Below are 19,154 nucleotides of genomic sequence, written 5' to 3'. Positions count from 1 at the left end.
TCTGGCGACGTTTCCTATCCTCCGCGTGGCGCTAGGCCGGCGAGCAGGCCTGAGAGGGACGGTCGAACCCTGCGGAACGGGCGACCGCGGCCCTTGAGCTGCGACTTTTACCGTGTCTATGGAAGGATGCGACGATGCGAGTAGTGGGACGATGGACGGCTGCGGCCGTGCTGGGATTGGGGTTCGCCGCGGGATGCAATCAATCGACGGGAGTCGTTGAACAACAAACGACCGGCGCCGTCGCCGTCATCGATCTCGACGCTATCGCCCAACGCCTCGGCAGCGACAAGCAAATTGTCGATTCCATCGCTCAGCGGCAATCGTCGCTCAGCCAGCAGTTGGTCGACTTGGCGAAGTCGTACAACGAACAGATTGCGGAAAAGAAGAAAACGCTCGGCGAAACGACGCCTGAGCAAGCCGAGGTAACCGTCGCCAGCTGGCAAAAGCAGGCGAACGCCAACCTCAATAAGGTGAAGCAGCAAGCTGAAGCCGACCTGAAGAAGCATCAGGCAACGCTGATCGCCCAGTTCCGCGAACAGATCAAGCCGGTGGCCCGCCGAGTTGCCCAAAAGCGTGGGCTGACGGTGATCGTCACCCGCAACGACAACGTTCTCTATGATGTCGCTCCTGGCGCCGACATCACTGAAGAGGTGCTCAACGACCTGCTGGCAGCTAGCCCAGTCGCTTCGGCCGCCACGGCAAAGCCGCTACAAGCGGCCGCGGCGCCGATCGACGCCCAACCGGCCGATCAGCAAACTCGCTAGCATGTTTTAGCCCCGGGCTTCGCCCGGGGGTTGCCTCACGCGCGACGACGCGTGCCGGAATGGTTGCCCACCCCCGGGCAAAGCCCGGGGCTAGAGCACCCCACACGCGGCGCCACCGCCAAGGCTTACCAACTTGGCGGTACGATTGTCGAATTTCTCCCTCCAGCGCTCCGGCACGTCGACTCAGCGCGGGTAATGATTGCTAGGCGATGACTCGCGGTTGAGTCTCGCCTGGCAAGAAGCTCGCGCGAGATGCGCTAGGAGGCTACTCGGATGGAACGGAAATCGCTCGTCGCCCTGTTGGCGGTTGCTCTTAGTACGGTTGGCTGTACGTCGCTCTGCCGACGCAACACGCCTGCCCCGACTCAAGCCTGCATCCCCGTCTGCCCACAAGTCTGCCCGCAGGTTTGCCCCCCCGGTACGGTTCCGGTTGGCGGCCAGGGCGTCAGCTACGGCATGCCGATGATGTACGGTCAATAAGCCGCGAGTTCGACGGCCGCCCCGATCTTCCGCGTCGCTTCGAACAATTCGTCGGGACGAATCGGCTTGGCAATGTAGCCGTCCATGCCGGCGGCTTCGCATTCCGCCGTGAAGCCGACGAGCGCGTGGGCCGAGAGCGCGATCATGTGTGTTCGCGGCTGACCGCGTTCCGCCTCGATCGCGCGGATCCGCCGTGCAGCACTAAGACCATCGAGTTCCGGCATCTCGATGTCCATGAGAATCAGGTCAAACATCTCGCGTTCAAACAGCTCGACGGCCTGCAAGCCATCGTCGGCAACCGACGCCGTGTGGCCGCAGAGTTCGAGCAATCCGCGAGCGACTTCCTGGTTCACCGGGCTGTCGTCCGCGACGAGGATGCGCAGCGGTCGCTGTTCCGTCAGGGCCGACGACGAAGCCGTCGTCGCCTTGGCTGGCTGACTGCCGCGCGAGGAAATCGACTGGATCGTCGCGCGTACTTCGGAGAGCTTCGCCGGTTTGACGAGCACATGCTCGATGCCGAGCCCGCGACAGCGATCGGCGGCCTCCACTTGGCCGGCTGGAATGAGCATCACGATCGCGGGGCGACGTTCCTGCGGTGCGAGCGTCAATTGTTCGACGACATCCCATTCGTCTTGGCAGGCGGCGTTCAGGTCGACGAGGGCAAGCTTCGCCGTCGAGGAGCCGCTGAACTCGCTCGTTGCGAAGGCTTGGACCTCGACGCCACACTGCTGCAAGATCTCGCCGTAGATCATCCGCGAGTGGGCGTTGCTGCTCACCAATAACGTTTCGCCGACAGGCGTTGACGGGGTTGCGACTGCGGGGGCGAACTCCGTGTTCGTGGCAAACGGAATTTCGCAGAAGAACGTGCTCCCCTGACCGAGTTCGCTCTCGAGCCAAATCCGCCCTTCCATCAACTGCACGAGTTGCATCGAGATTGACAGGCCTAACCCGGTGCCGCCGTAACGCCGCGTCGTCGAGCTATCGGACTGCCGGAACGCTTCGAACACCGCGTCGATTTTGTCCTTCGCGATGCCGATGCCGGTGTCTTGCACCGCCATCCGCACGACGGCTCGCCCATCTTCGCGACGGACGAGGCTCACATCGACGAACACCTCTCCCTCGGCGGTGAACTTGACGGCGTTGCTCACCAGGTTGACGACAATCTGCCGCAAACGGCTCGGATCGCCGAGCAAGCCTTCCGGCACGTCCGGCGCAATGCGGCACAGCAGTTCGAGCCCCTTGCCGGTCGCCGCAACGCCGAGCAGTCGCGTCGCTTCGGCCACGACTTCGCGGAGGTTGAGCGGAATCGATTCAAGCTCCATCCGGCCCGCTTCGATCTTCGACAAATCGAGAATGTCGTTGAGCAACATCAACAGCGCGTTTGCCGAGTCCTTGACGACGCCGACGTAGTTCCGCTGCTGATCGCTAAGCGGCGTGTGAAGGACGAGCTCCGTCATGCCGAGCACGCCGTTCATCGGCGTGCGGATTTCGTGGCTCATCGTCGCCAGGAAGCGGCTCTTCGCTTGGTTGGCCGACTCGGCCGCGAGCTTGGCGCCGATAAGTTCTTCCTCGGCCGCGCGGAGTTCGTTCGCGGTCCGTTCGAGTTCATTGTTCGAAATGGCCAGCTCGCGTGCTCGCGACTCAGCGGCGGCGGTCCGCTCGGCGACGCGTTGTTCCAATGACGCATTGAGTTGTTGCAACTCGGCGAAGCCTTCAGCGTTCTCCAGCGCGGCGCCGGCGATCGTCGCCACGAAGTCGGCTAACCGCTCTTCGTCGGGTCCGAACAGATCGCGAATCTGATCGTGCGTGACATACAAGCAGGCCACCGCGCGGCCGCGAACGTAAATCGGCACGCACAGGACGGAGCGCTCGGGGCCGTCGTCGGCAGTACTATCCGCCGCTTCGTCAACGCATGCCAAGGCCCGCCGCGCGAGTAGCGCGCGGTCGATCGCTCGCTGGCAGGTCGCCGTGTGCGCGGCCGGCACGCCCGTAAGGTCGCCCGTCTGATCGATTGGATCGAGCGGAATCACATAGCAGCGTTCGCCGCGTAGCAGCCGTAGCGCTGCGCCGCGGGCCGCTTCGTGAATAGTATCCGCGGCGAGACCCGAAGCAATTTTACGGCCTGAGTCGAGTACCGTATCGAATCGATCGACCAACGAAAGATTGACCGCTTCGCGATCGCGCGACGAATCGACGTCGGTCGCCACGTCTCCTTGCGCGGCAAGTTCTGCGAGCAGCGTTTCGCCTTGGCGAGTATGGAGTTCCGCGTCTGGCCAGTCTGCTTCGACGCCGATTTCTCCCGATGCGATGAGCGTCCGCGCGAGTTCGCGGCGCTCTTTGAGCTTCGTCGCCGAGCTGATCGCCCAGGCGAAGATGCGACGCGACTTCCGCAGTCGGCCTTGCATCGCCAGGATCACCGCGTACTCGCGGAGAGCTTGCGGAACGTCGTTCGCGCAGAGAAAGCGGGCGTTGATCGCACGCCGAGCGAAACGCGCCGACTCGGCCAGTAGTTGGTTTCTCCGCTGCGGCGTTAGTTCGTGCAAATGCTCGGCAAGGAGCCGGCGGCCCGTCGCCGCCCATGCCAATGCGGGGAGCGTGTAAGCATTCTTCACGCCAACGTCAGCCGCCACTTGCACCGCCTGATCGAACGCTTCGACGGCGCTGTCGAGGTCGCCGCCGGCAAGCCGGCACACCCCCTCGGCCAACATAAGTTGGCAGGTACCCTGCGCATCAGTGCGCGGCCGCTTGAGCTCCGGGTCGATGATGTGCCGCGGAACGGCGCCCGTTGAAGCGCGGCTCCACACATCGAGAATAATTCCCGACGCCTGCTCGTCGCCTGTCTCGAGCCCCGATTTGTGATTGAGTTGCGCCTCGTGCACCGCGCCTTGCAGGTCGCCGAGATAGTAGAGCGACCCCGCAATTTGGTAGCGGGCCATGTGGATCTGCCAGTAGTCGCCCATCCGCTCAAGGATGCGGATCGCCATGCGGCACTTCTCGATACATTCGTCGAAGCGCGACGCGGCGAAGAGCGTGATGCCGTAGAAAACCAGCGACTGCCCCTGGCCCCACAGGTCACCCATATCTTTTCGTAGATCGAGCGACTTCTGCGCGTACGCCACGGCGCGACTGTAGTAGCCGACGAGCGTCATCGCCGGGGCATGTTCGGAGTAGGCCTGCGCTAGCTCCGCACTCGGCAGCAAACGTTCGCCAAGATTGATGTTGCGCAAGTGGGCCCACAGCACCATCTTCACGTTGCGGGAGTACCAATAGCCGTGCGCGAGATTGCTCAACTGCCGCAGGGCCAGCCGTTCAGCATCGTTCGGCTCGCGCTTGATTCGGTAGAGCATCATCCGCGGGAAGAGCGTGTGCAGTACCTGCACGGTGCCTTCCCAGGCAAGCAACAGGCAGGTGATCCACCCGCGACGCGGCACATACCGATTCAGTAGCCGCAGCGACTGTTCGAAATCGCGGATCGCGGAATCCATGTCCCCGCGTTTGAACGACAGTTCGCCGATCTTGCTGCGGATCTTTGCTTTGGCGAGACCGTCGTCCGCCAGCTTATCGGCCGCTTCGAGAAATTCGCCAGCCTGAGCATATTTGCCCCGCAGCAACAGCACGTCGCCGAGGCCTTCCACAATGTTGAACCGCACCGCATCGTTCTGCGCCCCACGCAGCGCAATGCGATACTGCTGCTCGGCGACTTCCAGTGCATACTGCGACCGCGCCTGATCGGCGGCCCGCAGCGCGAAGGGGAGGGCGGCCGCGCGATCGCCGGCGGCGTCGAAATGGTAGGCGAGTTCCGAATAGCGCTCAGGCGAGTGCTTGAGCAGGTAGTTCGCCGCCCGCTCGTGCCGTTGCTGCCGTTGTTCAGCCGGCAAGCGATCGAGCAACGCGCTGCGAATTTTGTCGTGGATGTAAACGCACTGAGCGCCGTCCGGTCGAATCCACACAAGTTGCCGTTGGCGAGCTTCGTTCAGTGCAGCGATCGCATCGGCGGGGCTCATTCCCGAGAGCTCTGCCGCCATTTCTAGCTCGAACTGCTTGCCCAACACGGCCCCAGCCGACAGAAATTCGATCGTCTCCGGCGGCAGCAGATCGAGCCGGCGCGTGAGGAACGACGCTGCGCGACTCGACGAACCGGCGTCGGCCATCGCTGTGGCGTCGACCGCCCAGCCTTCGGCCGCCGGCGTTAGCGCGCCGCACTCGACCAATCCCCGCAGCACCGCGGCGGCCATGAAGGGGCTGCCCTCGGCAAGCCGAATCACCGCGTCGATCGCCTCGGCAGGCAGCACGCCCGCCATCGATTCAATCAGCTGCCGCACTTCCTCCGCTGTGAGCGGCGGAAGCTGCAAGTGGGCCGCCGCATTGAATCGTCTGAGCAGGTGATCTTCGGCGACTTCTTCCGCGCGGAAGGCGACGACGAGCAACACATACCGATGGAAGCCCGGCCGCAGTTCGCCATCGGTGTGCCAGCGGCGAATGAGTTTGTACGTTAGCTCGTCCGCCCATTGGCAGTCGTCTAGCAGGATCAACGCGGGCGATTGCGCCGAGCCGATCGCGTCGAGAAAATGCGAGAGGGCCTGAATCGTGCGCGCTTCGCCCGTCTCTTCCGGCGCCGTTTTGTTCGCGGCATCGACTTGCAGCACGGTTGCGAGCGCCGGTAGTGCCGCGGCGACCGCATCGCAGTAACCGCCGAGTTCCTCGCGCACGCGCACCGCGAGTTCCGGACGCGACTGCACCGCTGCGAGAAAGCCTTCAACGATGCCGTCGAGCAGATTGAATGGCCGCTGAGCGACGTCGCTCGTTCCCTGTCCACGCAGTACCCAGCAACCACGCCGCGCGGCACGACGAAGCGTCTCCGCCAGCAGGCGCGATTTGCCGGCGCCCGATTCGCCTTCCACGAGCGCGACCGCGCCGCGCCCAGAGATCGCCCGCTCGATCTGCGCGTCGAGCGCCGCCACTTGTTGCCCACGGGCCACGAACGCCGGTTCCGTCAACGTCGCCCGACGGTCGCTCACGCCGATGACGACGCTCGGTTCTTCGACGCCGGCGGCAAGCTGCTCCGCAATCGCCTCAAGATCTGCGAGCGCTGCTTCCGCCGCTTGATAACGATCGCGGGGATCTTTCTTGAGGAGCCGCTCGACCAGTTCCTCGATCGCCCGCGGCACATGCCCGCGTCCCTCGGCGCCGCCAATCGGCGGCACCGGCAGGGTCATATGTTCGAACAAGATGGCGCCGACCGAGTTCCCCTCGAACGGCGGCCGTCCCGTCAGACAGTGGAACAACACGACGCCGGCCGAATACAAGTCCGACGACGCCGTCACGTCGTGGTCGATCGACCCCGCTTGCTCGGGCGAGGCATAAAGTGCCACGTCGAGCGGTTGCCGATTGAGCGGGGCGTCTGGCTCGATGGCTCGCGTGGGGCCAAAATCAACGAGGGTCGCCCGCCCATCGGCCTCGCGATCGCCGAGAATCAGGTTCGCCGGCCGCACGCTGCGGTGGAGAATCTGGCTGGTATGCAGATCGCGGAGGGCGGACAGCAGCGACCGAGCGAGATTCATTGTCTCGAGCAGCGTCAGTGGTCCTGCTTTCAGCCGCTCTTCAAGAGGCATCCCTGGAAAGTACTTCCAAGCCACGAAGACCGTCTCGCCATCGCGGCCAAAATCGACCAACGGCGCCACCCAGTCGCTGTGCAGGTGCCGAATGACGCCGGCCTCGTACTCCAACCGCATCAACGAGCCGGGAGTGTAGTTCGAGATGGACGCTGTCTTCAAGACGACGGTGTCGGTTGTTTCGACATCGCTCGCCGTATAGATATCCATCCCTTGGCGATGCCCAAGCCGCCGCTGGCGCGTAAATCTCCCAGCAACCATTGGCTGAACGCCCGATGGCTCGTCGTCGCCAGGATGAATGGGCGTACTGGGCATCGTCACAAGTCGAATACAGGGGAGTGGTTAACGATTCTTGGCTTCGCGGGCGCCATGCTGGGCGTTTGGCGTACCAGAGCACCCGACGCTCGCGCGCAAGCGCCCCTCAGATTGCTCGTCGCAACCCTACCTTTTTTCCTGCAGCGCAAACGGCGCCGATTGTGCAAGGCTGATCGGTCGTAGGGGGTCAGCCATGGCGGTAATGAGCAATGTGGCAAAAATGCCACAATAAAAGTTGCGGTCTTTGGCTGACCTGTCAAAAATAGGTCTCGTGCTCTGACAAGGGTTTTAGGGCGAAGCTCTCTCATTTAGATAGTCGCACGCTGGCTGAGTCGGCGAATCGAGTGAGATCTTATCTGCAGGCCGCGACAAGGCTGGATCGCAACCTGCAGCTTCGAACGGACGCAAGTTACTGCACAACCAGATCCGCACATCGGTTGTCGTTGGAAACGACCGGACAATACACGGTTCCGTTTAATTGCGTTCTAGTACGCGGTCGCTAGGCCTTGGAGGCGGCGATACGGTCGTGCTGCGCACGGAGAGAGCAATGCAGAAACTCCGCTTTGACGCTGCCCACGAGACGAAGCTGTTTGACGTCACCTGGGAGCAAGATCGCGCGACGCGACTTGAGCCAATCGAGTTCACAAAACTCCTCCGCGAGCAAGTGCCGGTCCTGGAGTTCGTGAAGTGGGAGATCAAAGAGGTTGATCATGGCGCCGCCGAAACGGTGCTGCCGCTCAACGCCCCCTCGACCAATCAGCACTTCACGCACCAGGCCGCGTTGCTCGTGCTAGCCGCCGACTACACGGGCGGGGTGGCGCTCGCCTCGCTCCTCACCGGTTGGCCTGTGCTCGGCGTTCACCCGGTGACGTCGCGCTACTCCGTCTCGATGTGGCTGCTGAAGGTCGACATCAAGTTCCTCCGCCCCAGCGTCTCTGATCTGACTGTCACGGCCAAGATCGATCCCGATCTGCACGAACGAATCCAAAAGCGATTTTTTGAGGGCAAGACGGTCGTCGAGACGATCGCCATCGAGTTCCGCAACGGCGACACGCCGGTGGCCGAAGCGACGGCAACGTACTTCGCTCGCCAATCGGATATGCTTCGCGCTGAGGGAATCTCCACTGAGCGAGTTAACACGCTCTACCAGCTCAAACTGACTTCTTCCGCGGAAATGATCGCCGGCGTTCGCGCCCGCGAAACCGGCGGATTGTTTACCGACCCGTACGCCTACCACATGGCCGGCCAACACGGCGTTGCGATCGCGAATCGATTTTGCGATCGAACGCCGCAGCTCGGCGGGATGGTCGCGGCTCGAACGCGGCATCTCGACGACGCGCTGAAGAACTACCTCCGCGCCGGCGGCCGGCAGATCGTCAACGTCGGCGTCGGTTGGGACATGCGCGCGTTCCGTCTCGACCTGCCGGAAGGGACGACGCTGTTCGAACTCGACTTCCCGACGACGCTCGAAGAACGTCGTCGTCGCCTCGCCTCGGCGGAAGTTGCCGAGCAACCAGGCGTCACCCGCGTCGAGATTCCGATCGACCTGCGAACAATGTCGCTCGCTGAGGTTGTTGCCGGGAACGTTGATCTCGACCAGCCGATCTTCCTGGCTTGGGAAGGGATGAGCATGTACTTCAGCGAAGAGGAAGTACGCGACATCCTCACCGGCATGCGACCGCTGCTCAGCCACCCCGACAGCCTGCTGTGGCTCGATCTGGTCGATCGCGAACCGGTCGAAACGCCCGAGAACTTCCCCGCGTCGATTCAGCAGTTCATGCGCGGGATGCGGATTCTCGGCGAGCCCTTTACTTTTGGCGTCGACGACGCGGAAGACTTCCTACAGTCGACGGGTCTTCGCTGTTTGGAGACCGTCACCTCCGACCTCTATTTGCCGGAGAAAGACGATCCGGTCTACTCGGTCTACCAGTTCTGTTTGGTAAGCCGACAGGCGGCACACGCCGATGAAACGCCGCTGACGTTCCAAGCCGCCCGCTTCGACGGAGCGACGACGAGCATCTCAACGCCGCACTTTGCAATGAACGGCCACGGCGCGATGGCGCGCAACGGCAGTGCGGGAGCGATGAACTCAGTGGCCGATCTCCCACGGCAGCCGCGTTAGCGCCAACGACTACCGTATGGGCGACGAGCACTCGCAGCCTTGCTTCGGACCGAGCAGCTTCGTAAAGCTGATCGCCGCGGCGTGCGTTTGGTCGTAGTGAACGCTGTTGTCGAAGTCGCCGCCGATCAACTGGCTGGTCGTCTCGTACTCGTGCGAGCCGAACGAGTACATGTACGCGAGGTTCACGTTCCAGTCGCGCCACATCCAGCCGTAGCCCATCGACACAGCTTGCTCGAGCGCGGCGGGGATGAACACCGTCATCGTCGACGCCGGACTGGGGTTCCGGTGGTAGACGTAACCGGCCCGAATCACCTGCCCGCCGTCGAAGTGGTACTCATAGCCAAGCCGCGTCGAAACGCTGTCCTGCCACAACAGCGGGAATTGCTCGGTGATCGGCGGGAACGCGGGATTGCTCGGATTCGTCAGCGTGATGTCGAACGAATCGAACGCATCGGCCCAGTTGAACCAAATCACGTCCGCCGAAACGACCTGTCGTGAAGTCAGTTGCTGACGCACGCCCAAGCCGACCGATTGCGGCCAAGTAATGGTCGCGTCGGTATCGTAACTGGTGGAACCAAGCGGCGTGTCGACCGTCGTGGTGCCGCTCGCCTCGATCTTGCTGCGACTTTGGTACGAGGCGCCGATCGACGTGCTGTCGGTCAGCTGGTACTGCACGCCGGCCGACCACACGAGGGCGAAACCATCGACTTCCATGTCGAGCAGCGTCGGCAGCCCGGGAGCGGTTGGCCCTTGTAGCGTGTACGGACCCTCGAAGTTCGCGAATGACAGGGCGGGGCCCATCGTGGCGCCAAATGACAACCGATCGGTCGGCGTGTACGAAGCGCCGAACAATAGCTTCGAAAGCGAACCGAATGACTTGTAGCGTTGCGGCCCGGGAAACGGCGCTTGGCCTTCGAGATTGAAGATCGAGCCGAACCCGGCCGGCGAGAAGATGCCGGCGCCGAACGCCCACTCATCCGACATCTTGCGGATGTAGGAAATCTCGGGCAGGACGTAGAACTGATGCTGACCGACGGTGTCTGGGTTGTTGGCGTCGGAGTATTGGAACTCGGTCCATAGCCCGGTGGCGCCGAGCTGGAACATCCCCTCGCTTTCCATCTGCCCCATCGCGGCAGGGTTGTCGTGGAGGATCGAACCGTTGTCGGCGAAGGCGATATTCGTACCGCCGCGGCCGATGGTGAACGCCGAGACGCCGTCGAGAATGATGCCATCGGCAGCCGCGGGTGCGGCGCACGATAGGCACAAAGCGGCCCCTGCCAAGAATCGCCGAGGGCGTCGCACGGAGCCTCCTTTGCCGCCAATGCGAATCGGCAGCCATCCCTAAAGTCTAAACAGTGCAGAGCTTTAGGGGTGAAGATCGGCAAACCAGACAGGCTGCGCGCAGGCAATTCCAGCAGTCGCGTCGCTCAAATCGACGGTGCTGGCGTCGACCTTGCCGGTTGAGAAAACTCTCGGGCGAACTTAGACGAGAGCCGGCTCCGGCGGAGCCGTTTCGGTGCGAGTTTCCGCAGCGAGCATCGGCTCGTCGAGCGTCTCAGAGATCCGCACGACTTCCTCTTCGCGACGGAGGAAGGCCTCGACCACGTCGGGGTCGAACTGCGTTCCCATCCCGTCGAGGATGATCTGCCGGGCCTTTTCGTGGCTGAACTTCGGCTTGTACACCCGTTGGCTACGCAGCGCGTCGTACACGTCCGACAGCGCGGTGAGCCGGCCGCACAGTGGAATCTGCTTGCCTTGCAGCCCAAACGGATAGCCGGTGCCGTCGAAACGTTCGTGGTGGGTGAAGGCAATGTCGCGGGCCATCGTCAGGAACTTGGCGTCGGGATGAGCCTTCGTCGCCGCGGCGAGCGTTTCACCGCCGATGGTGACGTGCTGCTTCATAATCTCGAACTCCTCCTTGGTAAGAGGGCCCGGTTTGAGCAGCACGCTGTCGGGGATGCCGACCTTGCCGATGTCGTGCAACGGACTCGTGAGGTACATCAGCTGGACGTAGTCGCCGTCGACGACGTCGCGGTACTTGTCCCAGGTCGACAGTTCCTCGGCCAGGACGCGGCAGTATTCTCGCATCCGTTCGAGGTGAAGTCCCGTGTCGGTATCGCGCGATTCCGCCAGTTTGGCTAGCGTGAACAGCATCACGTCCCGGCTCTGCAGCGAAAGGATCCGCTCGCCGGTGCGGAGGCGAACCCGCAATTCGCTCGGCTGGAACGGCTTCGTCAGGAAGTCGTCGGCGCCCGCTTTGAGTCCTTCGACGACGTGCTCGGCGCCGTACGAAGTGACGAGGATGAAGAAGATGTAGCCGCTCCACTGGCGGCAGCGGATCTGGCGGCAGAGCTCGGGGCCGCTCATCTCCGGCATCTCCCAATCAGAGACGACGATCGAGTACTTGCCGGTACGAATGAGGTGGAAGGCCTCGCGCCCGTTCGACGCGACGGTCACTTCGTAGCCAAAATGGACCAACGTGTTCGCGAGGAACTCGGCGGAAACCACGTCGTCGTCGACTACTAGCACATGCATCGCAGGAACCCGTCAAATGGTGCGGTGATCGCGGACGCCTCGCTCAGGGCGTCGCCGCCATGGCTGGCAGCGAGCTTTGGGAGGCGTCGTTGGTCAGGATGGCCGTGCAATCGTTCCATTCCTGGCGGAACTGAACGAAGCGAGCGGCCAGCAGGTCGGTAAACTCTTTATTCGCGGCAGACCACAGTTCATTCGCCCGTTGGCTAAGATTCGTGGCCCCGGCATTAGCGCAGGCGCCTTTGAGGCGGTGGGCAATCCGCTGCACGCGAGGCAGGTCGGCGCATTGAATCGCTTCCTCCAACTCCACGACATCGGCTTCGCAACGCGATTGGAAAATCGTCAAAATGCGTTCCACAAAGTCCAAGTTCCCCATACAACGACTCATCAGGTCGTCGACGTTGATCACTTTGGCCAAGGCATCGAACTGGGTGGTGGTCATCTCAGTAACCTTTGAGAAACGCATCACGACTTAATTAATGACGCGCACATCGACAAATACCCATAGCACCAATACGCTATGACCGTCGCATGCACGCCAATCGCTAAGAAACTCTAGTTCACGCGGTGCGCAGGACGGGGCGGGTGAAATAACGTCTGATGGCCGCGAGGTGAGGCAAAACCGCCTCAAATCCGTTGAAAAATCGAGGAACCGGCCGCAATTTAGGCAGATGCCGGCGTTGCGCACGTCGCCTCAGGCCTCTCGCCATGTCGCACAAAAGGGGAGCCCGGTCGTAACGGACATGCCGATTGCGACTGTTGCTCGCATCGGGCGACGCCGAGCTTGTCGCGATTCAAACCCCACTCAGCCGTCGACGCCGACGACTTGGACGGAAACGCTCAGCCCCTTAAATGCGTTCCCAGCGCCAAACCAGCCGCCCGAAATCGGCATTGCTTTGTCTTGCTCGCGGGCGACGGCGACCGATACATGCTCACTGCCGGCAAGCTTATTGTTGGTCGGATCGTAACCCCGCCAACCAGCGCCGGGGAGGTAGATCTCGGTCCAGGCATGCGTCGCGCCATGCTGCCCGTCGGCCATCTGGATGTAACCGGTGACGAAGCGCGCTGCAAAACCCCAATGCCGGGCTGCTTCCATCATGAAGACGGCGTAGTCCCGGCACGAGCCCGAACCCAACGCCAGCGTCTGGCAAGGCAGCTGCACCCCCGCCTCTTCGCGCGGGATGTACTGAAAGCCCTCGAAGATGCGGGTGTTGAGCGCCAGCAGCAGATCGGCGGTGTTCGCGAGTTGCCCGGGGCGATAAAGATCGAGTAACCACTTCTGCAGCGCGGGCCCATCGTGCGGGTAGCTCGGCAGGCGGTACGGGACGATCTCGATCTGCTCATCAGCTCCATATTGAAACGGATACTCGGCCGCCTGCGGATCGATCGCACAGTCGATCGGCCGATCGTCGAACAGGTCGACGTCGATCTCCGAGTGGATCCGCAGCTCGGCACCCCGTTCCAGGAACTCGATCACCGCGATCGAATTGCCGTACACGTCGCGCAGCCAGCGCACCTTAGCGGCGGGTTCGATGGCGAGCTCCATCGCCGCGATGTGGACATCGTGCCCCTCCCGCGGCCGAATCATCGCTCGATGGGGCCCGAACTCGACCGGTTCGTGGTACGAGTAGTGGGTATCGTGGATGATGCGGATGCGTTTCATCGTCGGCCGAAATCGAGACGCGGGGGAGGGGAGCGAGTGATTCTAAAGCCGCCGCAGGTGCGGGGAAATGGCGGGCCCGTCGCCGGGACACTCCCGCCGCCCGGGAAGGCTGACGCGGCCCGCTGCTTGAAGTAATATAAAAGTCCCTCTGAAACTTGATGATCACCGGCGCAGGAGCCCTGCCGTGCGTTTTTCGACTGCCGCGTTTGCCTCGATCGTTTGCAGCTCCCTCGTGCTGAGCCCCGTGGATGCCCGTGAATGGGCCGACAAGTCGGGCGAATACTCGCTGGAGGCCGACCTTGTGTCGTTCGACGACGAGGTGGTCGTGCTGCGGCGCGGCGATCACGAGCTCGCGGCGTTCGCCATCGCCGACCTCTCCGACGCGGACCGCGAATACCTCAAGTCGAAGGAAGCGGAAGAAAGCTCGACCAAGTCGCTCGACGCGGCCCAGGAGTGGACCCTTAAGAGCGGGCTGACCATCAAAGGGAAGGTTGTTGATTTCGCCGATCGCGACGTGACGATCGATCGCCGCCGCAATCGGATCTTCGTCAACGACCGGTTGATGAACAACCTGCCGGAGTTCTATCAGCAAATCGTGCCGCAGCTCGTCGCCCATGAGGGGAAGATCGCCCAAGCCAACGGCCGCGAGTTGCGTCGCTGGCTGATCGCCGAGGGAGACAAGCCGCAGACCTTCCATGTGCAAGGCATCGTCATCGAAGCCGAGAGCGGCGATGAGTTTGCCGTGCCGTTCTTTTTGCTTAGCGACGCCGACCTCAAGCTCCTCCAGCCGGGCTGGGAGAAGTGGCTCGCCGCGCATGCCAAGCAAGACTACGAAGCAGAAGAGGACATGGGCTTCTTGCTGCGGTCGCTTGCCGCCGCGCGGCAACAAGACGAGCAAGTGCAGCGGCAGATCGCATTGCTGCAGCTCAACATGCAGGCGATCCAGGCGGGCGTCACTTCGCTGTGGGAAGTGACGCTCTATCCGGCCGCCGGTAAGTTCGGTCCTCCGCTGTGGGTCGTTGTCACGGGCCGCAACAATCTCGAGGCGGTCGACGCCGCGATGAAGCAGTATCCGGGACACGTGGCCGGTCCGGTGCGGCGCGTTTCCCGCCGGCGCTAGGGTTTACTTCCGCTTCTTCTTCACCGGCGCCGGTTCGTGGATGCCGTAGAAGATCGCGAACAGCACCGGCGCCACGATCAGCGTGAGCACGCACGCGAACGACAGGCCGAACATTATCGCCACGGCCATCGACGCGAAGAACGGGTCTTGCGTCAGCGGGATCATGCCGAGCACCGTGGTGATCGCAACCATCATCACCGGCCGCAGCTTGGCGACGCTGCCGCTGAGGAGGGCCCGGTAGGGATCGGCCCCGCGCTGAATCTCCTGGAAGACTTTGCTCAGCACGACGATCGAGTTCTTGATCTGCTCGCCGCCAAGCGACAGGACGCCGAGCAGGGCCATGAACCCGAACGGCATTCCGGTAAGCAGTAGCCCGACGGTCACGCCAATGATCGCCAGCGGGGCGATCAGCCAGATCACCAGCGTCGTGCGGATCGAGTTGAACAGGCAAACGACAATCAGCACCATGAGCGCGAGCGCCGCGGGGAGCGACTTGGCGAGGGCCGCGCGGGCGTTGCTTGAGTCTTCGTACTCGCCGCCCCATTCGAATGAATAGCCAGCGGGAAGTTTGATCTTCTCCACGTCGGCGCGAATGCGGCCAAAGAGTTCGCTCGGCAATCCGCTGCGAGGATCGGCGTGGACGGTGATCGTCGGGAAGCGGTCGCGACGCATCACCACTGGATCTTCCCAACCGACGTCGACCGAAGAGACGACCTGACTGAGCGGAATCATCCGCCCCGCCACCGGGCTCCAGATCTGCATGCTGCGCAGGGCGTCGACGTCGTTCCGCTCGGCAAGCGGCGGGCGGGCGACGATCGGGAGCAGCCGCGTCTCTTGCGGGAACAGCCCGCGGTCGGCGCCTGGCTCGCGGAAGAAGCCGACGGGGCGGCCTTCGAAGCCCGACTCGAGTGCGCGGGCCACCTCGACCCGCGTAATGCCGTTGCGACGGGCTTGTAGTTCGAACAGGTCGGGGCGAATCACCTTCTCGCGCTCACGCCAATCGTGCCGCACGCCGATGGCGTTGCCGTCGTCTTCGATCGCTCGCACCGCGCGATCGGCAAGGCGCCGTAACACGGCGGGATCGGGCCCTTGGAACCTAGCTTGTACGCGGCCGCCGGCGCCCGGGCCGAGCAGGAACTTCTTCGCGACGGCGTTGGCGTTGGGGAAGCGCTCGTCGAGTTCTTTTTGGATATCGAGGATTAGCTGGCTGATGTCGTTCGGATCGCTTACGTCCACCAGAAACTGCACGTAGGCGCGATTCTCGCGTTCGGGCGAGTAGACGAGCATGAACCGCAACCCGCCGCCGCCAACGAAGGTGGTGACGTTGCTGACGCCGGGCTGCTCTTGGATGTAGGCCTCGATCGCGGCGGCGGTCGATTCGGTTTCGCGGATGTGGGTCCCGGCCGGCAGGAACACGTCGACCATAAATTGCGGCCGCGTCGCCGGCGGGAAGAAGCTTTGCTTGACGTAGCCGAAGCCCCACAGCGAGGCGATGAACGCCACGACCGAGAGGACCATGACGAGGCCGCGCCAGCGGAGCGAAAGTGCGAGCAGATTGCGGTACGCCGTGAAGATCGGCCCGCCGTAAGGATCGGATTTGTCAGTCTCGCCGGCGGCTGCGGGAGCTTTCGGTGAGAAAAACATGCTGCTCAGCAGCGGCGTGAGCGTGATTGCCGAAATCCAACTGAGCGTGAGCGATATGAAAATCACCCAAAAGAGCGAGTTGCAGTACTCGCCCGTACTATCGTTCGAGAGCCCAATCGCCGCGAACGCGATCACCGCGATCGCTGTCGCGCCGAACAGCGGCCACTGGTTGTAGAAGACCGCCTCGCGGACGACCTCCATCTTTTCGCGGCCCGCTTCGATGCCGACTTTGATCCCCTCGATGATGATGATCGCGTTGTCGGTGAGCATGCAGAGGGCGATAATCAGCGCCCCGAGCGAGATCCGCTCCATGAGGATGTCGCCGTCGAGGAACATCACCAGGAACGTCGCCATGATCGTGAGGAAGAGGACCATGCCGATGATGAGACCGGTCTTCAGCCCCATCGCGAACATGAGGACGATGACGACGATGCTCACCGCCTTGATGAGATTGAAGATGAAATCGCTGGTAGCGGCGGTGACCGCTTCAGGCTGGAAGTTGATCTCTTCGATCTCGATGCCAATCGGCTGGTTGCGTTTGAGCTCATTGAGCTTCGCGCGAACGGCCTGGCCCATCGTGACGACGTTGCCCCCTTGCACCGTCGAGATGCCGAGGCCAATCGCCTGCTGGCCGTCGTACTTCAGGATCCGCCGCGGCGGATCGCGGTCGGCCCGCTCGATGGTCGCCACGTCGCGCAGGATGAGTTGCCGGCCGGAGCGGTCGGAACCGATCACCAGTTCCAGCATTTCGTCGGCAGAGTTGAAGCCGCCCTTGGGATCGAGCGCCAAATGCTCGTCGCCGACCTGGACGCGGCCGCCGTCGGCGACGACGTTGCGGGCTTGCAGCTGCGCGTAGATTTCTTCCTCGTTGAGCCCGAGCTGCGCGAGGCGATGCCGCGAGAGTTCGAGGTAAACGAGTTCTTGCTGCTCGCTGAAGAGATCGACCTTCTTCACATCAGTTGCGAGCAACAGTTCGCGGCGGAGAAATTCTGCGTAGCGACGGAGTTCTTGCTGCGAATAACCTTCGCCGGTGATTGCGAGGAAGATGCCGTAAACGTCGCCGAAATCGTCGATTACCATCGACTGCCCGCGGGCGCCGGGGGGCAGCTGCGGCTGGGCGTCGGCGATCTTGCGGCGGAGCTCGTCCCAGACCTGCGGGATCGAATGCTTGTCGAATTCATCCTTGATCACGACGCTTACTACCGAGCGACCGCGCGACGACTCGGACTCGACCCGTTCGAGTTGGCCGAGTTGCTGGACGGCGATTTCGATCGGGTTCGTCACCTCGCGGGCGACGTCCTCGGCACTGGCCCCGGGATAAGGAGTGATGACGAGGGCTTCTTTGATCGTGAATTCGGGATCTTCGAGCCGCCCCATCCGCTGGTAAGCGACGATGCCGCCCACGACGATGAGGAGCATCGAGACGAACGCGATGCGATTTTTTTGAACGGTGAGGACGCCGAGATTCATTGCGCGCCCCCAAGCTGATCGCCGAGGTCGCGAACTAGCATGCCGTCGCGGAGTCGCGAGGCGCCGGCGATGGCGATGCGATCGCCGGGCGCCAGGCCATCGACGATCTCGATGTCGCCGCCGCTGGCGTCGCCTAGCTTCACGGTGCGTTTGGCGACCTTTTGGGCATCTCCATCGCCTTCAATCACCCACACGATCTGGTCGCCGGCGTCTTTCTTCACCACCGCCGAGACGGGGACGAGCAACCGATCGCCCAGCACGCTGGCGCGGCGGAAGTCGGCGGTCACCGTGCCCGTCATGCCGGGGAGAATCGTCACGTCGGTCGGCGCCTGCATCGCGGTGCGGACTTTGAATGTCTGCGTCGTCGGGTCGGCGACCTGGGCGATTTCACGAATTTCGACGGGGAAGCGGAGGCCGGGGGCGCCGCTGAACTCGGCTTGCAGATCGATCACGTCGGCCGTGCGAATGTCGGCGGCCATCACCGTTTCGGGAACGTCGACGACGACTTCGATTTCTTCCACATCTTGGAAACGAACGATCGGCTCCTTCGCACGGACGTTCTGCCCCTCTTCGACAAAGCGTTGAGCGATGACGCCGTCGTAGGGCGCGACGAGCGTGGCGTCGCTCAGTTGCAGGGCGGCTTCGACGACGCGACCTTCGAGGCCGCGAACCGTCGCCGCTTGGGCGTCGATATCCTCCTCGCGGCCGATCGCTCCCTTCTCGAGCAATTGAACGGCCGCTTGATATTCCTCTTGAGCGACTTGATAGGCAGTCTCGGCGATTTCGTACTGCGATCGCGAGACGGCGCTGTTGCGGACGAGCTGTTCGAAGCGGCCATACTCAGCGCGAGCGTTGGCCATGCGGGCCGCGGCAGCGCGAACTTGCGATTCGCGGCGGAGCGTTTCTTCGGGGCGTTCGCCCGATTGGAGCCGCCGGAGGACGGCGCGGGCTTGGTCGAGCTCGCCTTGCAGCTGCGTGAGCCGAGCCTGGAACTCGTCCGGGCGGAGCTCGCCGATGACCTCGCCCTTCGCGACGCGCTGGCCTTCCTTCACCGGGAACTTCACCAGGACGCCGGGGACCTGGAAGGCGAGTTCGACGCGGCGGGCGGCTTCAGCGACGCCGGGAAAGATGCGGGTGCGAACGTCGCCGCCGGCGGCGACGACCATCGTCTTCACCGGGCGGATTGGTTCGGTACGCTCGGCGACTGGCGGGGTGCAGCCGGCGGTGATTGCGGTGACGAGTGTGAGCAGAAGGTGTGAGGGGCGGAGCTTGTTGAGGGTCGCTCCGGCGGGTCGTTGACCCGCGGCTGCTGGGGGCTGCATTGCTATTTGTCGTGATTTTGTCGTCATGTTCGTTTTTGGCGACATAATTAAGGAGGCTGTCGACTTGCGTCGTGAGGCGTCGTCGTAACTTGTTGTCTAGGCGGGCGCCT

11 protein-coding genes are annotated in these 19,154 nt (G+C 63.0%); 4 read left to right on the top strand and 7 right to left on the bottom strand.

The features are described from left to right. Positions 1-134 precede the first annotated feature (134 nt). Both PLANPX_RS03935 and PLANPX_RS03930 read left to right on the top strand, forming a co-directional pair. Positions 135-764 (top strand): OmpH family outer membrane protein, encoded by a 630-nt coding sequence (locus PLANPX_RS03935; protein WP_152097467.1) that lies wholly within the window; start codon positions 135-137, stop codon positions 762-764. Between the two features lie 273 nt (positions 765-1,037). Then, entirely contained in the window at positions 1,038-1,244 is a 207-nt protein-coding gene (locus PLANPX_RS03930; protein ID WP_152097466.1) for a hypothetical protein, read from the top strand. Here the strand turns inward: PLANPX_RS03930 and PLANPX_RS03925 are convergent. Further along, positions 1,238-7,171: an ATP-binding protein gene (locus tag PLANPX_RS03925; RefSeq protein ID WP_152097465.1), complete on the bottom strand. Its 5,934-nt coding sequence runs from the start codon at positions 7,169-7,171 to the stop codon at positions 1,238-1,240. The two genes, PLANPX_RS03930 and PLANPX_RS03925, sit on opposite strands and share 7 nt — an antisense overlap. Before the next feature lie 547 nt (positions 7,172-7,718). Between PLANPX_RS03925 and PLANPX_RS03920 the strand changes: the two genes are divergently transcribed. Beyond that, positions 7,719-9,293: an SAM-dependent methyltransferase gene (locus PLANPX_RS03920; RefSeq protein WP_152097464.1), complete on the top strand. Its 1,575-nt coding sequence runs from the start codon at positions 7,719-7,721 to the stop codon at positions 9,291-9,293. A 9-nt stretch (positions 9,294-9,302) separates the two neighbouring features. Here the strand turns inward: PLANPX_RS03920 and PLANPX_RS03915 are convergent, their stop codons facing one another. The 4 genes from PLANPX_RS03915 to PLANPX_RS03900 all read right to left on the bottom strand — a co-directional run bounded on the left by PLANPX_RS03915 (position 9,303) and on the right by PLANPX_RS03900 (position 13,488). Continuing rightward, a complete protein-coding gene (locus tag PLANPX_RS03915; RefSeq protein ID WP_172991854.1) occupies positions 9,303-10,595 on the bottom strand; it encodes an OmpP1/FadL family transporter in 1,293 nt (430 codons plus the stop codon). Between the two features lie 180 nt (positions 10,596-10,775). Next, a complete protein-coding gene (locus PLANPX_RS03910; RefSeq protein ID WP_152097462.1) occupies positions 10,776-11,828 on the bottom strand; it encodes a response regulator in 1,053 nt (350 codons plus the stop codon). Positions 11,829-11,871: 43 nt separating this feature from the next. Next, positions 11,872-12,267: an Hpt domain-containing protein gene (locus PLANPX_RS03905; RefSeq protein ID WP_172991853.1), complete on the bottom strand. Its 396-nt coding sequence runs from the start codon at positions 12,265-12,267 to the stop codon at positions 11,872-11,874. A gap of 363 nt (positions 12,268-12,630) precedes the next feature. Beyond that, positions 12,631-13,488 (bottom strand): transglutaminase family protein, encoded by an 858-nt coding sequence (locus PLANPX_RS03900; protein WP_152097460.1) that lies wholly within the window; start codon positions 13,486-13,488, stop codon positions 12,631-12,633. Positions 13,489-13,672: 184 nt separating this feature from the next. Between PLANPX_RS03900 and PLANPX_RS03895 the strand changes: the two genes are divergently transcribed. Next, on the top strand, positions 13,673-14,608 hold the full coding sequence (locus tag PLANPX_RS03895; RefSeq protein WP_172991852.1) for an SHD1 domain-containing protein: 936 nt from the start codon (positions 13,673-13,675) through the stop codon (positions 14,606-14,608). Between the two features lie 3 nt (positions 14,609-14,611). Here the strand turns inward: PLANPX_RS03895 and PLANPX_RS03890 are convergent, their stop codons facing one another. Both PLANPX_RS03890 and PLANPX_RS03885 read right to left on the bottom strand, forming a co-directional pair. Beyond that, positions 14,612-17,722, bottom strand: a complete 3,111-nt coding sequence (locus PLANPX_RS03890; protein WP_152097458.1) for an efflux RND transporter permease subunit — start codon at positions 17,720-17,722, stop codon at positions 14,612-14,614. Next, a complete protein-coding gene (locus PLANPX_RS03885; RefSeq protein WP_198421842.1) occupies positions 17,719-19,044 on the bottom strand; it encodes an efflux RND transporter periplasmic adaptor subunit in 1,326 nt (441 codons plus the stop codon). The genes PLANPX_RS03890 and PLANPX_RS03885 overlap by 4 nt, the downstream gene beginning before the upstream one ends. Positions 19,045-19,154 lie beyond the last annotated feature (110 nt).

The sequence above is a fragment of the Lacipirellula parvula genome (assembly GCF_009177095.1).
In the GTDB taxonomy this organism is placed as follows: Bacteria; Planctomycetota; Planctomycetia; order Pirellulales; family Lacipirellulaceae; genus Lacipirellula; species Lacipirellula parvula.
This window is presented reverse-complemented; position numbering and strand designations above follow the sequence as displayed.

Coding starts and splice junctions, on each gene's coding strand:
- PLANPX_RS03910 (WP_152097462.1), bottom strand. CDS start 11,828: ATGCATGTGCTAGTAGTCGACGACGACGTGGTTTCCGCCGAGTTCCTC.
- PLANPX_RS03925 (WP_152097465.1), bottom strand. CDS start 7,171: ATGCCCAGTACGCCCATTCATCCTGGCGACGACGAGCCATCGGGCGTT.
- PLANPX_RS03930 (WP_152097466.1), top strand. CDS start 1,038: ATGGAACGGAAATCGCTCGTCGCCCTGTTGGCGGTTGCTCTTAGTACG.
- PLANPX_RS03900 (WP_152097460.1), bottom strand. CDS start 13,488: ATGAAACGCATCCGCATCATCCACGATACCCACTACTCGTACCACGAA.
- PLANPX_RS03890 (WP_152097458.1), bottom strand. CDS start 17,722: ATGAATCTCGGCGTCCTCACCGTTCAAAAAAATCGCATCGCGTTCGTC.
- PLANPX_RS03905 (WP_172991853.1), bottom strand. CDS start 12,267: ATGACCACCACCCAGTTCGATGCCTTGGCCAAAGTGATCAACGTCGAC.
- PLANPX_RS03935 (WP_152097467.1), top strand. CDS start 135: ATGCGAGTAGTGGGACGATGGACGGCTGCGGCCGTGCTGGGATTGGGG.
- PLANPX_RS03920 (WP_152097464.1), top strand. CDS start 7,719: ATGCAGAAACTCCGCTTTGACGCTGCCCACGAGACGAAGCTGTTTGAC.
- PLANPX_RS03885 (WP_198421842.1), bottom strand. CDS start 19,044: ATGCAGCCCCCAGCAGCCGCGGGTCAACGACCCGCCGGAGCGACCCTC.